We start from the raw sequence: 18,109 nt of genomic DNA on the forward strand, positions 1-18,109 counted from the left end.
CCCGTCCGGGAGAGATGGGTGTTCAACTTGCAGGCAGCCAGTTGAAAAAGCAATCAGACCAGGGCTTCTACATCCAGAATATTGTGCTTGATGCATAGCAGAGTCAGCTCAACGTCACTGTTGATACTGAGCTTGTCGAAGATTCGATACCGATAGCTGTTGACGGTTTTTGGGCTGACACAAAAGGTATCGGCAATATCCTGGGCTTTCTTGCCACGGGCAATCAACATGGCCGTTTGCAATTCCCGCTCGGACAGTTTCTGGAAGGGGGACTCTTCCTGTTTGCCGCCAAAATTCTTCAGCGCCAGCTGCTGCGCCACACTGTTGCTCATGTAGAGATCGCCACCGCAGACGGCGCGAATGGCCTTGATCATCTCGTCAAGGTCTGCACCCTTGGTGACATAACCCATGGCACCAGCCTGCAGCAAGCGGGTCGGAAACAGATCATCGTCACAGGCGGTGACGGCAATGATTTTCACGTAGTCGTGAATGGCCAGAAGCTTCTTGGTGGCTTCGATACCCCCAATGCCGGGCATCTTAACATCCATCAGGACAACATCGGGTGCCAGGGAACGTGTCAGCTGCAAGGCCTCCTCGCCAGTGCTGGCTTCGCCCACCACCTCGAATTCATCCACATCTGACAACATGCGAACCAGGTCATGATCATCAACCACCAGAATCTTTGTCAAAATACGTTCCCCAAGACGCCGCCGACAGTTGGCCGGGGCTTATTGTACGGTTGGAATTGTTGTTGCCTCTTGATTACGAATCCCTTTATCCCGCAATGGATACCGACGCCAATTCATTTCCCAAAGTCCCTGCCGATATCACAACGAATGTACCACCTGCGGACCGGGTTACCCAAGAGAATTCTGTTAATTTCGTCACAAAAACCGGAATTTTATAGCGATTGCGAATAACACAAAATGACATCGCTCAGTTCGCCTTCATTATAGTCTCGGAATCAACGACAGATGAGCCTAAACGTAAGATTTATTCGTTCACCCACCGCCTGGCGGGTTTTCGGCAAGGCATGGAGCCATTGGTGTTGTGTCTCTCCTGCCATCACCAACAGGGCACCGTGATTTAAAGTAATAGTCACAGGGTCAATATCTTTGCGGCGCCTGTGTTTGAGAACAAAACGGCGACTGGCCCCAAGGCTGATGGAGGCGATCACAGGGCGGGGGCCCAGCTCCGGTTCATTGTCGGCATGCCATGCCACGCTGTCATGGCCATTGCGATAGCAATTGGCCAACACCGAGTTAAAGCTGATCCCCAATAATTGATGCAGCTGAGCCCTGAGCGCCAGCAAATCCTCCGTCCAGGGATGCAGCGGTAATTGATATCCTGAGTAGCTGTAATCGCAGTGCGGATCCCCATACCAGGCATTGAGACGGGGAATGGGCGTTGGTTTGCCATAGATCTGTATGACAGACTGTTCCCAGGCCAATTGTTGGCGCAAAATCTGAAAATAGTGATTGGCGTCGTGCAACGGCAGCCAGTGCTCGATCAGGCGAATGTCCGCATCCGGCAGATCCAATCGCTGTTCTGTGCCGTTGCCCGAGCCTTGATCAAACAGCGAGCCCTGGCGCATCAGCTTCTATTCCGCAGCATTCGGCCGCCCAAGATACACCCGAGGTTCTATTTCCAGCTCTACGCCGTAACGCTCATAGATATCGGACTTGATGTCGTCGGCCAGTGCCAATAGGTCCGCACCGGTGCCGCAGCCATCGTGTGTCAGCACCAGCGCCTGTCGCTCGTGCACCCCCACGGCTCCCTGCTGACGACCTCGCCAGCCTGCCTGATCGATCAGCCAGCCAGCCGCCAGCTTTACTTTGCCACCCGCTTGGGGATAGGCAACCATATCCGGGTAGCGCTGCTGCAATTGTTGGTACTGAGCATCAGATATCACCGGATTTTTGAAAAAGCTGCCGGCATTGGCAATCTCTGCCGGATTCGGTAATTTACTGCGCCGAACCTCACACACAGCTGCAAAGATATCCAGCGGCGTCTCGGGCTCGGTCTCCCGCTCCGCAAAATACTGCTGCAGGGCCGGGTAATGCCAACACAGATCCGCTTCCTTGCGCAATTTCAGCGTCACGGAAGTGATGATGTAGCGATCCCGTAAACGCTGTTTGAACACACTGTCCCTGTACCCGAAGTGGCAGGCATCACGATCAAAGGTAACGCTGACCCCGCTGCTGATCTCCACGGCCGTGAGCTCAGCAAACAGCTCACAAAGCTCCACCCCATAAGCACCGATATTCTGAATGGGGGCCGCCCCCACATTGCCGGGAATCAAGGCCAGGTTTTCCAACCCCCAGAGATGAAAATCCATACAATGCCGGACAAGATCATGCCAGTTCTCACCCGCTCCGATCCTGAGCCACACAAATTGATCGTCTTCCTGGACTTCTTCCCGCCCCTGGATATCAACCTTTATCACCAGCCTTTGAATGTCGCCCGCCAACACCAGATTGCTGCCTCCTCCCAATGCCATCACCGGCAAGGATGTCCTTTGAGACTTCCACCACTTGAGAGTTTCCTGCAATTGCGCCACCGAATCCACAGAGGCGAAATAAGCCGCCTGGGAAGGCAGTGCCAGGGTATTCATCGTCGTCAGATCCGCATGGGGAATGACCGAGGACAGACTCACTGATTTGCCTCCAACTGTCGCTGGATACGGCTCAACAGCTCCTGTGAGGCGGATTCGATCAGATCTACCACCAATTGGAACCCGTCTGCTCCGCCATAGTAAGGGTCAGGTACCTCCACCTCCCGGGTACCTTCATCCAATCGTAAAAACAGCTCAAGAACCCCATCGTAGTGGGCCGGCGCCAGCGAACGCAAATCCGACAAATTGTCTTTATCCATGGCCAGAATGTAGTCGAATTGATCAAAGTCGGCGCGCTTGACCTGCCTGGCCCGCTGACTGCTCAGATCAACCCCACGCTCCAGCGCCGCCGCTTGAGACCTGGGATCCGGGGGATTACCCACATGCCAGGCTCCAGTGCCGGCAGAATCGACCCGCACGCAATCATTGAGGCCGGCGTTCTGAACGGCGGCGGCAAAAATACCGTGAGCAGTTGGGGAGCGACAGATATTACCGAGACAAACAAACAGAACGGAAACAGTTCCGTGCTTTTTCAATTGAGGAAACTCCTTGATCAGTACACCATCATGGCGCCGGGATAGAGTATGCAGCAGACCTCCAGACAACCGAGATTTACCTCGGAAATCACCGCTTCCAGATCCGCCTCTTCGGCCCCGGCAGCCCGCAGCAGCTCTGAATCCATCTGCAAGGTCGAGAGAGTCGCACTGTCGTGGCGCTTGCTGTCTGGCTCCGAGCAATCGTCCAGCCGTTTGGCGAGATTCAGGATGGAGGCATAACGCTGATGTTCACCAGCCTGATCCGGATGGTGAATATGTTGCACCGGCTTCCACAAAGACTCCGCCAACTTCCAGCGCTGCATCAGTGCCGCAGAGATGTCAGTACAGGTATAGCCCAACACCTCTTTTTCCACTTCGAAAACGGGTCTGCCCGTATCGGTCGCGGTTTGACGAATTCTCGCCGAGGTTTCGCGGCACTGACTGGCAAGCACGATGATGCCAAGATTGTGCATCAGACCCATCAGGAACAGCTGCTCTGACATCTTGCGGTCGTCAAGAATGTGTTTTGCCGCCAGCCCCACAAAAACGCTGTGTAGCCAGAAATCGTTCATATCGAGCGAATCCGGAGCAATACGCTCTATTGCATCAACTGCTGAAGCGGAGAAAATCAGAGATCGGAGCTCCGTCAAACCAATCAGAGTGATCGCTCGACTGATGGTATCGATTTTTGCCGGAAACCCATAAAAAGGGCTGTTGACCAGCTTTAGCAGCTTGGCACTCAACGAAGGGTCGAGTGACACCAACTCGGCAATATCGTCGATCGTGGAGGTACCGGAATTGATCAACTCGTTGGCTTTGATCACCACCTCGGGCAGTGAGATCAGATTTTCTACGTCGTCAACGAGTCCTTTGAGCTGGGGGGTGTGCGCCATAATTCGCCTCTAATCCATGACAGAATTCAGGTGACAGAATCCGGATAACAACAGCAGTTTACGTTCAAATTCCAGCATTCGCCAATCGGATGTTCAGCTCAGTAATCTGCAAACCCGATCCAGGTCTTCCTGTGTGTCCACTCCACCTGGCACCTTCTCTTGCGCCTCTGCCACATGGATACGCTGACCGTTCCAGAGTACCCGCAGTTGCTCCAGGCATTCGAGCGTTTCCAGAGGCGCCTGGGGCCAAGTTACAAACTCGTTGAGCAACCGAACCCGGTAGGCATAGATGCCGATATGACGCTGGAACAGGTTTGCGGCGGGCAACTGCGGTGGATTTTCCAAGTCCATGCCGGCAAACGAGTCCCGTGGCCAGGGAATGCTGGCACGGCTGAAATACAATGCCAGGCCGCTTTTGTCCGCCACGACTTTGACAATATTGGGATTGAGGTAATCCTCGGCATCCTCAATCGGCTCGCTCAGTGTAGCGACACTGGCATCGGCATTTGCCGCCAAATTGGCGGCCACCTGATCGATTACCGCCGGTGGAATCAGCGGCTCATCACCCTGCACATTAACGACAATGTCGTCGTCTGCAAGTGCCAACTGTTGAGCCACTTCCTGCAATCGATCCGTGCCGGATTCGTGTCGGTCCGAGGTCATGCAAACTTCTGCGCCAAATGAACGCACCTGCTGTTCGATACGCTGATCATCGGTGGCGATGACCACTCGATCCGCCCCACTTTGAGTGGCCTGTTCATAGACTCTCTGCACCATGGTCTTTCCAGCGATGTCTTTAAGCGGCTTACCCGGCAGGCGGGTCGATGCGTAGCGGGCCGGAATTACGACCGTGTAGTTCATGACTGTAACTCTCTTTGTACGGTTGAAACTCTGGGTTAGCTGGAAGACCTCAGCAGCCCATGTCGTTGAAGCAATTGATCCAATCGCTGGTAAAAAGCCTTGGGCAGCTCCGCTGAAACCACCAGATACCACCAGTCTTGTGCCGCAAAGGGCTGACATTTTACCGCGTCCTTGGCCGTCATCAGCAGGGGCTTGTTCAGGGCAAACGCCAGATCCTGGCTAACGAAGGGATGATGATCGGGAAACGCCATTCCGCGCACCTTCACCCCCATCCCGGTCAGTGTTTGAAAAAATCTCTCAGGATTGCCGATGCCCGTGACTGCATCCACCGTATCTACCGAACCCCAGGGCTGAGGATGCAATGACCGGGATTCACCATCAACCACCCGTCGCCAGTACCGCGGCTGCAGTTGCATGGCGTGGGCATCAACCTCTTGGATCTGAGCGTCTGCCCCCAATTCAACTGAGGCGCCATTAATCAGCACGCAGTCAACCTGCTGCAGCCTTGACGGTGTTTCTCTCAAGGGGCCCGCCGGCAGGCATTTGCCATTGCCCAAACCCCGGGCGGCGTCCAATACACAAATCTCCCACTGCCGGGATAAGCGATAGTGCTGCAAACCATCATCACTGAGCAACACATTGCATCCGTGCTCGGTAATCAGTTTTTCAACAGAGCCGACACGATCAGGTCCAACCATGACCGGGCAACCGGTTTCCCTGGCTATCAACAGGGGTTCATCGCCGCTTACCCCGGGCGGCGTCTCCGCAGTAACCAGCCAGGGATACTCGGACGCGCTGCCGCCATATCCGCGGCTGACGATGCCCGGATTGAGGCCCTTGTCTCGAAGGTATTGGCACAGTGCGATGATCACCGGCGTTTTGCCGGTTCCCCCAAGGGTGATATTACCGACAACAATGACCGGGGCTGAAAAGGGTTTGGCCAGCGCTTGCTGTCGCTGACGGCGCCAGCCCGCCAGGGCTCTGAACAACAGGCTCAATGGCCACAGCAGCCACAGCCACCAGCGGCCCTGGTACCAGGCATTGAGCCAGAAATCTTCGCTTTTCAAGGTTGTTCGTCAGCCGGTTTGCGGGTGGTGATACTCAAGTGCACGTAGCCCAATTGCCCGGCCGCGTCCATGGCGGTAACCACCGACTGATGGGGGGTTTTGGCATCCGCCGTAATTGTCATGGGCCACTGATTATCGCCGCCACTGACTTTGTCGATGGCGGTCATCAAGGTGTCGATTTTCTGGTTAACCAGCCCCCGGCCGTTGATGGAATAACTGCCATCGGCAGCGATAAGGATATCCACCACCTGATCCGGTTCCAGTGCGGGCTCGCCATTCGCTTCGGGGAGATCGACACTGAGATGGGTCTCTTTGGTAAAAGTGGTGGAGACCATAAAGAATATGAGTAGCAAAAACACCACGTCGATCAACGGCGTCAGGTTAACCGAATCTTCGACCTGGGTTTGTCGTCTGAATTTCACCCGTTCTGATTCCCTGCCGCCGCGTTATCCTTGAGAATTCTTGACGTCGACCCGACGCTCGCTGTGGAGTGCATCGACCAGCTTGACCGCTTCTTGCTCCATGGTGACCACCAGGCCATCCACCTTGCGGGCAAAAAAGCGGTGAACGATCATGGCCGGAATCGCCACGCACAGTCCCGCCGCTGTCGTCACCAGCGCTTCCGAAATACCACCGGCGAGAACACCGGCGTTACCGGTGCCTTCCACCATAATGGCCGTAAACACCTTGATCATGCCCAACACCGTGCCCAACAGCCCCAACAAAGGTGCGATGGCCGCAATGGTTCCCAGAGCACCAAGATAACGCTCCAGGTCATGCACCACCTGATTCGCGGTCTCTTCGATACTGTCCTTCATGACCTCGCGGCCATGACGGCTGTTGCTGAGCCCCGCAGCCAGGATCTTGCCCAGTTCCGAAGACTGCTTGAGCTCTTTGAGTTTCGCTGCATCAAGCTGATTATTGCGAATCCAACCCCACACCTGTGCCAATAATTGCTTGGGTGCGATCTTGTTTGGATCCAGGGTCCAGTAGCGTTCGATGCTAATGGCAATCACCGCAATCGAACACAAGATGATGGGCAGCATCAGCCAACCACCCGCCGTAACTATTTCGAGCACATCCCCTCCGACATCTCTTTTATTTGTTCACCGCGACCCGCGACGGCTGGGAGGACTTTACCACACTCAAGCCCCATTTAAAGCCGCCGCTGCCAATGCCAATAATGCCGGTCGGTTTCACGAAAGGCTGTGATCTGTGGCCCGGAATCGACGTCCCGGTCGCTCCAGTGAAATCTCAGGGCTCCCATTTCAGCGGTTTCAAACACTACCGCCCCGGCCTCGCGGTAACGTTGCACCACTTTGGGGTGCGGATGGCGGTATCGATTGCGGTAACCCGCGCTGACAACGACTTGCCCGGGTTGCAGCTGTTTGACAAAAGTCCTGGTTGAAGACGTCAGACTGCCGTGATGAGGAGCCACAATCACCTGAACCGGCTCTTGCAAGAGCGGGTGCCGCAACAATTGGTACTCGCGACCGGACTCGATGTCACCGGGCAGCAGAATGCGCGTTCCTCTGACTTCCATGAGTATCACGCAGGAATAGTCGTTGGATGAAGCCTCCCTCTTGCTCTGCCTGGGCAGCCGCCAAAGCCGGACTTCCCCCAATCGGAAGTGTGTTTGAGTGTCGCAGTTTTCACCGCGCTGAACCTGCGGCAATGGTTGGCCTAACCACCATTCCTTAACAAGCATGGCCTCTTCAATGGCGGACACGCCACCGCTGTGATCCGTGTCAGCGTGGCTGACGACCCCCAGCGTCAAGCTGCTTACACCCTGATCGCGCAGAAACGGCAGGATGACAGACTGGGCGGCGTTAAAACCGCCTTTGAAGCTCGGGCCGGTATCATAGAGAAGGGTTTGTCCCTGACTTTGCACCACTACTGCCAGTCCCTGCCCCACATCCAGCACCCAAAGTTGAGTGTCCCTGTTGCCGGAGCCCAGGGGAAACAACACCGGCAATAGGGCCAATGCCGCCAACAGTCGAGTCGGTACCGCGACTGGTAATATGGCCATCCCAATTCCGACGAGCGCGAGCACACTGAACAGCGGTGATACTGACCATTCGGGCAACCATTGATTGGGTATCCAGGTGTCCAGTTGCGACAAGGCTTCCAACCCCCACCAGAATCCATCCAGTAACCAGGCCGACAGTCGCCAGAGTGGCTCTGCCAGAGGAACACCCAGCAGATCTGCGAGCGCCCCCACCAACAGCGGCGGCACTACGGCAAAACTGACATAGGGAATTGCCAGCAGATTGGCGAGCGGTGACACGGGATTCAATCCGATACCCCAGGAAATCTGTACCACTGAGAGCACGGCAAACACCACTATCTGCAGCAACAACAGTCGAGCGACAGCAGCGGGCACTTCTCTGATACTGAACCAGATTCTCTTGCCGGTTCTCTCCTCATGGTTCCGGGCCAGATCACTATCCGCAACCACTATGTGAGTCCGTTCACTTCTACCAACGGTCAACAAAGCCGCCACAGCGGCAAAGGAAAACCAAAATCCCGCATCTCTCAGCGCCAGGGGTTGCCAGAAAAGTACCAGCACCATAGACAGCCACCAGGAAAGCCAGGGACTGTAGCGACGACCGATAAGATACCAAAGGCTCCAGACAGCGAGCATGATCAGAGCCCTTTGAGTCGGCAGCGACAGGCCTGCCAACAGCGCGTAAAAAAGCGCCGCCATCCATGCCGCCTGAACCGCCACCCTGGGACTGAACAAAACCCCCGAATTCAACAACACCAAAAAACGGCCGCACGCTCTTCCCAGCAAGAGCCCTAAACCGGCTGCCAGGCCGATATGCAATCCGGAAATCGCCAGCAGATGACTCAAGCCCATTTGCCGAACCTGATCCCGGGTAACCGAGTCCATCAGGCTCTTATCACCGACCATCAGCGCCGTCAAAACACCGAGACTGCGGGGTGCCAAAGACAGCGCTTGAAGACGCTCGCGCAGGTGTTCACGCAGGCCCGATATTGAAACAGAAGCAGGTTTCAAGCGAATATTGTCGGTCGAATTGGCGACATATCCCGTTGCGCTCAAGCGACGGCTGAACAGCCAGAGTTCATAATCAAAACCACCCGGGTTCCAGAAACCGTGGGGGCGCTTAAGCCTCACCGCCAGCTGCCAGCGCTCCCCACTGGCGACTCGCTCGAGTCCATACCAACTCAAGCGCAATCGGCCCTTGAGCTTCACATGCACGCCATCGAGCCGGGCCCGGTTCGGAACAAGCTCAAACCGCTGTAACTCTCCCAGGTCGGCGGGAAGCCCACTGACCTTCCCCTCTACCAGCAGCAACCTGCCCTCAAGTTCGGACGGCAATTGGTGCTGCCACTGCCAGTGACCCCAGACAACCGCGGACGAAAAAGCTACGGCAACAGCAATGAAAATGACCGCCGATCGAAAAACCAGTGGCTGCCGGGTTATCATTTTTTGGAATAGAAGCCGAAGCAGAAACAGGAGTAAAACCAGGGCTAACCAACCCAGCCCCAGATGTCCGAGTGGTGGTAAAACAGGTAACTGGGCAGCGAGGGCAAAACCCACCACCATCGCGATCAGCACTGACATAGCCGTCATCCTTGAAGGCAAAGTACCGGGCAGGAATTCCTGACAGGGTGATTTATTAGAATATGCCAAACGCCAGGCCACAGGCCAGCGTTTGCCCCATTTCCCTGGCGAGTTGTCGATGCCCCTCGGTAATCTCACCTCGCGCGATCACCGGTTCAAGCACCTTTTTCATGGGATAGCCCGTGAGGATGCGGTCACATTCCCTGACAGCACCCTCCCCGTCATTACCCGCAGAGATAAACAGGCCGTAAGGGCGATTGAGCTCGTAGGGTTCTGCGGGATAATAGGTTCGATCAAAAAAATCCTTGAGCATACCGCTCATATAACCGAAGTTTTCCGGCGTGCCGAATAACACAGCGTCACACCAGAGCAGATCCTCCAGCCCGGCCTGCGAGGCTTTCAGCAGGCGGGTCTCCACCTCAGTTTCTTCCTGTGCCCCCGCATATACCGCTGCCGCCAGTTGACCGGTGTTGCCGGACTGGGTGTGGTAAACAATCAAAAGATGCTTCATGGCGCCATTGTCGCCCTGGCGCTAGAAAAGATCCACTGCTCCGGATTTCATCGACTCCTGATCCCGGTGCACGCGGATATGCTTAAAATCTTCCAGTTCATGGATTAATTGCACCACGGATTCCATCTCTTCAGGTTTGCCATCAGTCAGCTTCAGGGCCTGCTGCATCAGGTTTTTCATGGTGCCCAGTCGCCGATTCAACTGCTGCAACTGCTGTGCGGTAATATCCTCGAACTGCAGCTGCACAATACTGTCACCCACCAATTGGTCAATGTTCTCTGCCACCGAAGATACCCTGGTGGAGCGGGACTGAGCGTCGTTGGCCAGATACTCTACGTCCTTCCACATATCCGCAATTTGTTGTTGCGCGGCTGCCTGGGTATCAATATCAAAATTAGTCACCGTGGTCATATGCGTTTTGACAGACTGAATGGCATCCCCCAGATCCTCGACCTTATCGCGAATCTGGCCGCTGAACTCCTCTGTACGGCGGGACAGATTTCGCACCTCATCGGCCACCACCGCAAAACCACGTCCGGCCTCGCCTGCTCTGGCCGCTTCAATAGCGGCATTGAGTGCCAGCAGATTGGTCTGTGAGTTTATGGTCACAATATCTGACAACAACTCTTCGATGACGTCGATCACTTCCAGCATGGTGTTAAAACGGTTGCTGGCCTCAACACTGGCGTGATGGATGTCGTGCAGCGACTGCAACAGACTGGACACGACCCTTTCAGAGACATCCGAGTACTGTTCCAACTCCTCTGAGCCCGGCCCCTGGTGGGCCAACTGCACCAATTCCTGCACCAGTCCCGCCAAAATATCCTGCTGATTTTTAGACGCATCGCGGAGACCGTGCAGGCTGTTATTCAAACTGCGGCTGGCGTTACCCACCACATCCTTGACGTGACCCACATCGTCGAGCGCTTCGCTGATTTGCAGATAAGTGACGTTAAAAACATCGCGGAGATAGGAATCGTCGTCTTGCGGGGCCACCTCAATTGAAGTCGCAGCTGCTGTACCCTCCGACCATTGCCGCCAAACCACTGTTGCCGCCAATCCGAATAACATCAACAGAAGCAGCCAAGTGAGCTCTATCCAGACACAGACAGCTGCCGTCACTATCAGCAACAATTGCAGTAGAGAACTGAGCGAAAACAACGAAGGTTGTGTCGCTTGATCATCCATAATAAATACCACTCTTCCAATTTTATTTGGCCCGGGACAACAGCCAAAACATCAATCCATAGATTTAACTCTAGACCACGCTGTTCAACAAATAACCCGACACGTGGAATAGCGCGACAATAATCCTTACTTTTTAAAGGGTTACTTTCACTATAAAACTCGCAGTGGCGATACTTTACCTACAGATTCGACAAAAGCGAAGTCCGCTGGCTTCCCTGGCACCAATTTGGGGCGTGATTCATGGCGCAGCAGTCCCACGGTTTTTGACCGCATCCGAATTTGCTAAGCTGCCACCGAACAACACGTGCAGGCAGATATGGCCACTATTGGTACCCACTACATCAAAACCGCCCTGGGCGGCGCCATAGCTCGGGGGCTGGACCCTAAAGCCCTGTTAAGGCAGGCGCGCATTCCCGAAAAACCGCTTCGCGATCCCAAGGCCCGTATCCACGTGGATTTGGTGGCCAAACTTTACGACGGTATCGCCAAGGCGCTGAATGACGAGTTTATGGGGTTCACCGAAAGGCCTTTGAAGGTTGGCACTTTTGATCTAATGGCTGAATGGGTTTCCAGTGCGGAAACGCTTGAGGAGCTGCTTCAAAAGGGGATTCGCTTTTATAACCAGATCACCGATGAGCTGCATGTGACACTGGAGTACGAAGGCGATCATGTATACTTCACCACGGAATTACGCCGCCCTGAGTTGGATTTCGAGCACTTTTATATCGAATACTGGCATGTTATCTGGCACAGGTTCGCCAGTTGGTATATCGGTAAGCCCATTAAGTTGCTGGGTGCATACATCAACTATGTGCCGCTCGACGCCGAGGAATTCCAGGTTCTCTACCGCTGCCCTACTCATTTGAAAGCCAAATACAACCGCTTCGTCTTTCATCGCAAGTACCTGCATGAACCCTTGGTGAAAAGCCAGCGCGAGTTGCAGATCTTCCTGCATCGGGCGCCGATCGACCTGCTGACGATTCCCGGTGAGGACACCAGCCTCAGCGCCCGTATCAACCAGATGCTGGACCCCAAACCCAACACCGTTCTGGAGTTGCCTAACTCACAGGAAATCGCCCGTCGCCTGGATATCAGCGAGCAGACACTGCGGCGACGATTGGGGGCAGAGGGCACCAGTTACCAGCAGATCAAAGACAACCTGCGCAGTGATCTGGCGGCCAAGTTATTGGCCAATCGCAGTCTTAGTATCTCTGAAGTCGCTCGTTTACTGAATTTCAGTGAGCCGCGGGCGTTTACTCGGGCGTTCAAGCAATGGCAAGGGGTTACCCCACGAGCATTTCGAGCACAGCGACAGGCTCGCAGTAGTTTAGTGCGGTAAACGCACCAACTTGCCGCACCAAACATCCATTTCTGCACTATGCTTGAGCCGTAGACGCCAACACCAACCATCCAGAAATAGACTTAATCCGCCACAGAAAATCACTTTAGAGGACACGTCGTGAGCGGATTTGTCACGTTTATATATATTTTTTTGTCAAAAAACAAACCTTTGTAAATATATTAATTTCATATATTTCAATAACTTAAATCACAATCAACGAATATTGCACATTTTTTAAACTATTCACACAATAGACATTAGTCATTATCATTTCATCATCTTGATTGGTTCCTTCGGAGGAACCCAAAGGTACTAAAACAGAACAGCAAGACAAGAACACACTACTACAAAACCCAGTTGGAACTTCACTAGCATGAGCAAAGCAAACAAGCCGCAAGCGTCACTGGTCAACCCGTTTGACGACGCCAAAGAAGTTGAATTCAGCGTACCCGGCCAGGCCTCCTACTCCCCCGGTCTCTACGAAGAAAACCTTAAAAAAGGCTATGAGCTGATCCAGCGCCCACGCAAAGCCGCTGGCGTGCGCAACATTGAGCGCCAGCACGCCAAAAAGCGCATGACCATCTGGGAACGCCTGTCCGTGCTGACCGATGAAGACCCTACGGTACTGTTCCAGAACTGGGGTAAAAACCTCGACGGCGCCTCCATCGTCACCGCCATCGTCAAGATCAACGGTCGCGATGTCGCCGTCTACGGCCACGACTTCACCGTTCGCGCCGGCTCCATGGACGCCACCAACGGCAAAAAACTCGCCCGCCTGTTCGAACTGGCCGGCAAGCGCCGCATTCCTCTGGTAGGCATGAACGACTCCGCTGGCGCCTTTGTACCCGCCGGTGTGGGTGGCCTCGACGGCTACGCCGAAGCCTTTACCGCCCTGCGCAAGATCAGCGGCGTAGTGCCTTCCATCATGTGTATGTTTGGCTTTAACGCCGGCGGTGGTTCCTACCTGCCGCGCCAGGGCAGCTTCCTGATTCAGCCCAATGAAACCTTCTTCGGCCTCACTGGCCCAGGTGTGGTCAAATCCGTGCTGGGTGAAGACGTCACCGCCGACGAGTTGGGCGGCCCCGGCGTACACAGCCAGAGTGGCGTCACCGATTTTGTCGTCCCTGACGAAGTCTCTGCGCTGCGCAAGGTGAAGGAACTGCTGAACTACATCCCGGACAACAATGCCACCCTGGCACCGTTCCAGGAGACCTCCGATCCGGTGGATCGCAAGACCTGGGACATCGATATTCTGCTGAAGAAAGCCTTTAACTCCCCCAGTGGCTTTAACACCCCGCTGGATATTTCCATCATGATCCAGCAGCTGTGCGACCACGGTGACTTCCTGGAGATCCAGCCGGACCGCGCCCGTAACACCGTTACCGCCCTGGGCCGTATGGGCGGCAACGTGGTCGGCTTTGTCGCCAACAACTCTGCCGTGGGCTCCGGCCAGATCGACATCGACGCTGCCCTCAAGAACGCGCGCTTTATCCGCTTCTGTAACCTCTACAACATCCCGGTGATCTTTATGGAAGACACCACCGGCTTCCGTCCCGGCAAGGATCAGGAAAGCGGCGGTATCGTCCAGGCCGGTCGCGCCATGCTTGATGCGATTATCGATCTGCGCACCCCCCGCTTCCTGGTGATCGTGCGTAACGCCTACGGCGGTGCCTATGCCTCCTACAACAACTACCCCACCGGTGCCGACTTTGTCTGCGCCCTGCCCTCGACCCGTGCTGCGGTCATGGGTCCGGCCGGCGTTGAGTTTGTGTACAAGCGTGAACTGCAGGAAATCCGTGCCACCGTTAAGCAAAAATTGACGGCCGGAGAAAGCCAAGCCGACGTAGCCGCCTGGCAGGCGGGCGAAGAGGCCAAGCTCAAAGATCGCTACGAAGAAGAATTGATGAACCCCAATGAGGCGCTGAGCCTGGGATCCATTTCCCAGATCGTGATGCCTTCAGACTTGCGCGAAGTACTGTGCAAAAACATGGAATTCCACTTGAAACACTACACGCCAGAGCCGTTTGCCGGCCCCCAGCGTGAGTTTCATTAATTGAATTCCACACAGTAACGCGAACCGAATTAACAAGAGACTGAAGCCGTGTCTAACAGCAACGATTATTACCTGCACAACCCACTGATCCACGCCGATCGTCGCCTGGGCAATGCCACCAGCGAATGGGTCAAGAGCTTTGACTGCACTCACATGCGCCCCCTGATCATCTGCCGTGGCCCCATCCGCAAGGAAGCCATGGACGTGTTTGACGAGATGGGCGTTAACACCTACGGCATTCTGTTGTCCGAGAAGGACTCCATCACCTACCAGAATGCCCTGGCCCCCGAACTGCGCAAGTTGACCGATCCCTCCCGCGTTCACCGCGTGCCCGACTACACCGGTGCCGACAAGGAAGAGCGTGCCCAGCGTATCAAACAGATCGTTAACATCGCCCTGACCAATGGCTATAACTCCATCTTTGCCGGCTATGGCTTTATGTCAGAAGACGCCGAGATGGTGCAGGCCATGGAACAGGCCGGCCTCAACTTTATCGGCCCCTGCTCCTTTACCCAGGGCGCCGCCGGCATGAAAGACCAGGCCAAGCGCACCGCGCTGGAAACCGGTGTCTCCGTCACCCCGGGCGTCAACAACGCCACCAGCCTGGCGCTGTTTGCCAAGTACGGCAAAGACGGCCTGGAAAAATGTGCCCAGGACAATGATCTTGACGTCAACTTCGCCGCCTGCAAGGACGATGAAGAAAAAGCCCTGGCGCTGCTGGCTGCCTCCTACGCTGCCGCCATAGACATCATCGACGCCGCCGACATCGGCGCCGCCCTGCAGGTCGAAGCCAAGCGCATGCTGGCCGAGAAGCCCAACAACCGCTTCCGCCTCAAGGCCATCGCCGGCGGCGGCGGCAAGGGTCAGCGTATCCTGCAGTCCGCCAACTCCTACGAGGGCGATACCCTGGAAGAGCGTGTCGAAAAGGCCGCTGAAAATGTTCCCTCGCTGGTACTGGAGTGCCTGATCGAGCTCAAGACCAACGGTGTCGGTGACAACAAGAACGTTCTGATCGAAATGAACATCGACACCACCCGCCACCAGGAAATCCAGGTGGTGGGTAATGGCGAGTGGTGCATGACCATGGGCGGTCGTGACTGCTCCCTGCAGATGCACGAGCAGAAGCTGCTGGAAGTGTCCGTCACCCAGGAAGAACTGAAGGAAGCCATCGAGGTTGCCGAACAAGCCGGTAAGGGCGCCGAAGCCGAGCAGCTGAAGAAAGACCTGGTGATCCTGGAGCGCATGGAGCACGAAGGCGCCGTCTTCGGTGAAGCCGTTAAACTCGACTCTGTCGGCACCTTCGAGTGTATCGTTGACGGTGAATCCCACTACTTTATGGAGATGAACACCCGTATCCAGGTGGAGCACCGTGTCACTGAGCTGTGCTACAAGCTCAAATTCACCAACCCGGAGAACCCCAACGATTCCTTTATCGTGGAGTCCCTGGTTGAAACCATGTTACTGCTGGCCGCCCACGGCCCGCGCCTGCCCAAGCCTGAGCGCATCCTGCGCAGCAACGCCTCCGTAGAAGCTCGCATGAACGCCACCAACCAGGCTCTGCAGCCCCACGCCGGCGGTGTGATCGATAACTGGTCCGACGCCATCGAAGGCGAGATCCGCGACGACCAGGGCATCAGCATGCACAACCCGGACACCGACGTGTTCATGAAGTACCACCTGGCCGGCGCCTACGATTCCAATATCGCCCTGCTGCTGACCATTGGTCAGGACCGCACCACCACCTACGAGGCCATGGCCGAGGTTCTGCGTGTCACCGAACTGCGCGGCAAGGACCTGGCCACCAACCTGGAATTCCACTACGGGCTGGTGAACTGGTTCCTGGGCAACAACATCAACGCCCGTCCCACCACCCGTTTTATTGTGCCTTACCTGACCGCTGTGGGTCTGCTCAAGCAGTCCGCCAACAGCCTGGACCTGGCCTATGCCTACAAGCAGGTTTGCCAGAACGCCATTAACGCGGCAGCAGACAAAGAGGCCAAGCTGGCACTGAAGGAAGTTCTGGAGCGCAAACAGATCCTGCTGACCCGACCGCTGGAAATGCTGCTGGCCGAGCCGCACGTACTGGCGGGCTGGCTGTCCATCAACCAGGCCAATTTCTCTGTCGAAGGCGGCAAGGTCAGCTGGAACGCCAACCTGGTTCGTGTATTGGCCGAGACCTACCACTTCCTCAACATGGATTACTGCGAGAGCAAACCGGCGGCCAACATGATCTGGGATCACGACAACGAGATCCTGTCCCAGGCCGTGGCCTTCTACGACGCCCTCGAAGCCAAGCTGGGTACCAGTGACTATGCCGCTGTCGAAGCCGCTCTGGCGGGCGCTGCGCCGGCCGGCATCGATGCCGAGCAGTGGGCCGCCGCCCAGGCCGCACACGCCGGTTACCAGGCGGGCACCGAGATCCTGAGCCTGCTGCCCTACATTGCCGGTGCCACCAACTTCTTCGACCTGAAGGTGAATGAAGACCTGAGCATCCATATCCCGGACAACCTCACCGACGAAGAGCTGCAGAAGGCCATGGCCAAGGTTCTGGTGCCGCCTCCGGTGGCCAAGTCCGATGAGATCCTGGCGCCCACCGGTGGCATGTTCTACTCCTGCGAAGCTCCGGGCATGCCTCCGTTTGTTGAGGTCGGCACTCACTTCGACGCCGGTCAGCCGCTCTACATCATCGAAGTCATGAAGATGTTCAACAAGGTTAACGCCCCCTTCTCCGGCACCATCGACGAGATCCTGATCGAAACAGACGGCACCATCATCAAGAAGGGCCAACCGCTGTTCAAGATCACACCGGATGAAAAAGTGGTGGAGGAAACCCCCGAAGAGATCAAGGCCCGTCGCCAGGCCAGCACCAATGAATTCCTGGCCTCCCTGAGCGCCGGCACCACCAACACCCCCGAGCTGGCAGAAGCCTGAGCCTGGAGACACAACATGATTGTTGCACTGGACCACATCGCCATCGCCGTCCCCGATCTGGAAAAGGCGATCAAGCGATTTATGGAAGACTTTGGCCTGCCTTACAAAGGCCAGGAAGACGTTGAAGCCGCCAAAACCAGTACCGCCTTCTTCCCGTTGCCGGAGACCAGCATCGAGCTGGTCCATCCGCTCAATGGCGAAGGCCCGATCGCCGGTTACCTGGAAAAGAAAGGCGGCGGTCTGCACCACCTGTGCTTCCGCAGCGATGACATTGAGGCTGATGTGGCCCGTCTGAAGGAAAAGGGTTACCGCTTCCTGTCGGACGAACCCAGCCTGGGCGCCCACAACAGCAAGGTGATCTTTATTCATCCCAAAAGCTGCGACGGCGTGCTGATTGAGCTTAATCAGCCCATGGGCGATCACTGATCGCCCCGCCCTGCGGGGCAAAGGAAAACCTATAGACAGCAAGATAGTCCATCACAACGGCAAGACTCTCAATTCCTTAAACCCTGGGAATTGTGGTG

Annotated in this window: 16 protein-coding genes; 4 read left to right on the forward strand and 12 right to left on the reverse strand. The window is 55.8% G+C overall.

Features of this window, described 5'->3' with window-relative positions; genetic code table 11:
* Window positions 1-53: 53 nt before the first annotated feature.
* The 12 genes from HBA55_RS16700 to HBA55_RS16755 form a co-directional block, all read right to left on the reverse strand.
* The gene (locus tag HBA55_RS16700; RefSeq protein WP_166993753.1) at window positions 54-689 is read right to left on the reverse strand and encodes a response regulator; all 636 of its coding nucleotides are present in this window, start codon (window positions 687-689) and stop codon (window positions 54-56) included.
* Window positions 690-964: 275 nt separating this feature from the next.
* Complete coding sequence (locus tag HBA55_RS16705) at window positions 965-1,594, reverse strand: alpha-ketoglutarate-dependent dioxygenase AlkB family protein (protein WP_166993755.1); 630 nt, start codon at window positions 1,592-1,594, stop codon at window positions 965-967.
* 6 nt (window positions 1,595-1,600) lie between these two features.
* Window positions 1,601-2,656: a UDP-N-acetylmuramate dehydrogenase gene (murB, locus tag HBA55_RS16710; RefSeq protein WP_338109419.1), complete on the reverse strand. Its 1,056-nt coding sequence runs from the start codon at window positions 2,654-2,656 to the stop codon at window positions 1,601-1,603.
* Window positions 2,653-3,150 (reverse strand): low molecular weight protein-tyrosine-phosphatase, encoded by a 498-nt coding sequence (locus tag HBA55_RS16715; RefSeq protein WP_166993757.1) that lies wholly within the window; start codon window positions 3,148-3,150, stop codon window positions 2,653-2,655. The genes murB and HBA55_RS16715 overlap by 4 nt, the downstream gene beginning before the upstream one ends.
* Before the next feature lie 17 nt (window positions 3,151-3,167).
* Window positions 3,168-4,043, reverse strand: coding sequence for an HDOD domain-containing protein (locus HBA55_RS16720; protein ID WP_166993759.1), 876 nt, complete (start codon window positions 4,041-4,043; stop codon window positions 3,168-3,170).
* A gap of 93 nt (window positions 4,044-4,136) precedes the next feature.
* On the reverse strand, window positions 4,137-4,904 hold the full coding sequence (kdsB, locus tag HBA55_RS16725; protein ID WP_166993761.1) for a 3-deoxy-manno-octulosonate cytidylyltransferase: 768 nt from the start codon (window positions 4,902-4,904) through the stop codon (window positions 4,137-4,139).
* A 35-nt stretch (window positions 4,905-4,939) separates the two neighbouring features.
* On the reverse strand, window positions 4,940-5,971 hold the full coding sequence (gene lpxK, locus HBA55_RS16730; RefSeq protein ID WP_166993763.1) for a tetraacyldisaccharide 4'-kinase: 1,032 nt from the start codon (window positions 5,969-5,971) through the stop codon (window positions 4,940-4,942).
* The gene (locus HBA55_RS16735; RefSeq protein ID WP_166993765.1) at window positions 5,968-6,393 is read right to left on the reverse strand and encodes a biopolymer transporter ExbD; all 426 of its coding nucleotides are present in this window, start codon (window positions 6,391-6,393) and stop codon (window positions 5,968-5,970) included. The genes lpxK and HBA55_RS16735 overlap by 4 nt, the downstream gene beginning before the upstream one ends.
* A gap of 24 nt (window positions 6,394-6,417) precedes the next feature.
* A complete protein-coding gene (locus HBA55_RS16740; protein ID WP_166993767.1) occupies window positions 6,418-7,050 on the reverse strand; it encodes a MotA/TolQ/ExbB proton channel family protein in 633 nt (210 codons plus the stop codon).
* 77 nt (window positions 7,051-7,127) lie between these two features.
* Entirely contained in the window at window positions 7,128-9,560 is a 2,433-nt protein-coding gene (locus HBA55_RS16745) for a DNA internalization-related competence protein ComEC/Rec2 (RefSeq protein ID WP_166993769.1), read from the reverse strand.
* Window positions 9,561-9,615: 55 nt separating this feature from the next.
* Complete coding sequence (locus HBA55_RS16750; protein WP_166993771.1) at window positions 9,616-10,071, reverse strand: flavodoxin family protein; 456 nt, start codon at window positions 10,069-10,071, stop codon at window positions 9,616-9,618.
* A 21-nt stretch (window positions 10,072-10,092) separates the two neighbouring features.
* Window positions 10,093-11,259: a methyl-accepting chemotaxis protein gene (locus HBA55_RS16755; RefSeq protein ID WP_166993773.1), complete on the reverse strand. Its 1,167-nt coding sequence runs from the start codon at window positions 11,257-11,259 to the stop codon at window positions 10,093-10,095.
* 316 nt (window positions 11,260-11,575) lie between these two features.
* Between HBA55_RS16755 and HBA55_RS16760 the strand changes: the two genes are divergently transcribed.
* From HBA55_RS16760 to mce, 4 genes are all read left to right on the forward strand, one after another.
* Window positions 11,576-12,598, forward strand: a complete 1,023-nt coding sequence (locus HBA55_RS16760; RefSeq protein ID WP_166993775.1) for an AraC family transcriptional regulator — start codon at window positions 11,576-11,578, stop codon at window positions 12,596-12,598.
* A gap of 376 nt (window positions 12,599-12,974) precedes the next feature.
* On the forward strand, window positions 12,975-14,654 hold the full coding sequence (locus HBA55_RS16765) for an acyl-CoA carboxylase subunit beta (RefSeq protein WP_166993777.1): 1,680 nt from the start codon (window positions 12,975-12,977) through the stop codon (window positions 14,652-14,654).
* Window positions 14,655-14,702: 48 nt separating this feature from the next.
* On the forward strand, window positions 14,703-17,585 hold the full coding sequence (locus HBA55_RS16770; RefSeq protein WP_166993779.1) for a biotin/lipoyl-containing protein: 2,883 nt from the start codon (window positions 14,703-14,705) through the stop codon (window positions 17,583-17,585).
* Window positions 17,586-17,600: 15 nt separating this feature from the next.
* Entirely contained in the window at window positions 17,601-18,011 is a 411-nt protein-coding gene (gene mce, locus HBA55_RS16775; protein WP_166993781.1) for a methylmalonyl-CoA epimerase, read from the forward strand.
* Window positions 18,012-18,109 lie beyond the last annotated feature (98 nt).

Source organism: Pseudomaricurvus alkylphenolicus (assembly GCF_011683955.1).
Classification (GTDB): Bacteria; Pseudomonadota; Gammaproteobacteria; order Pseudomonadales; family Cellvibrionaceae; genus Pseudomaricurvus; species Pseudomaricurvus alkylphenolicus.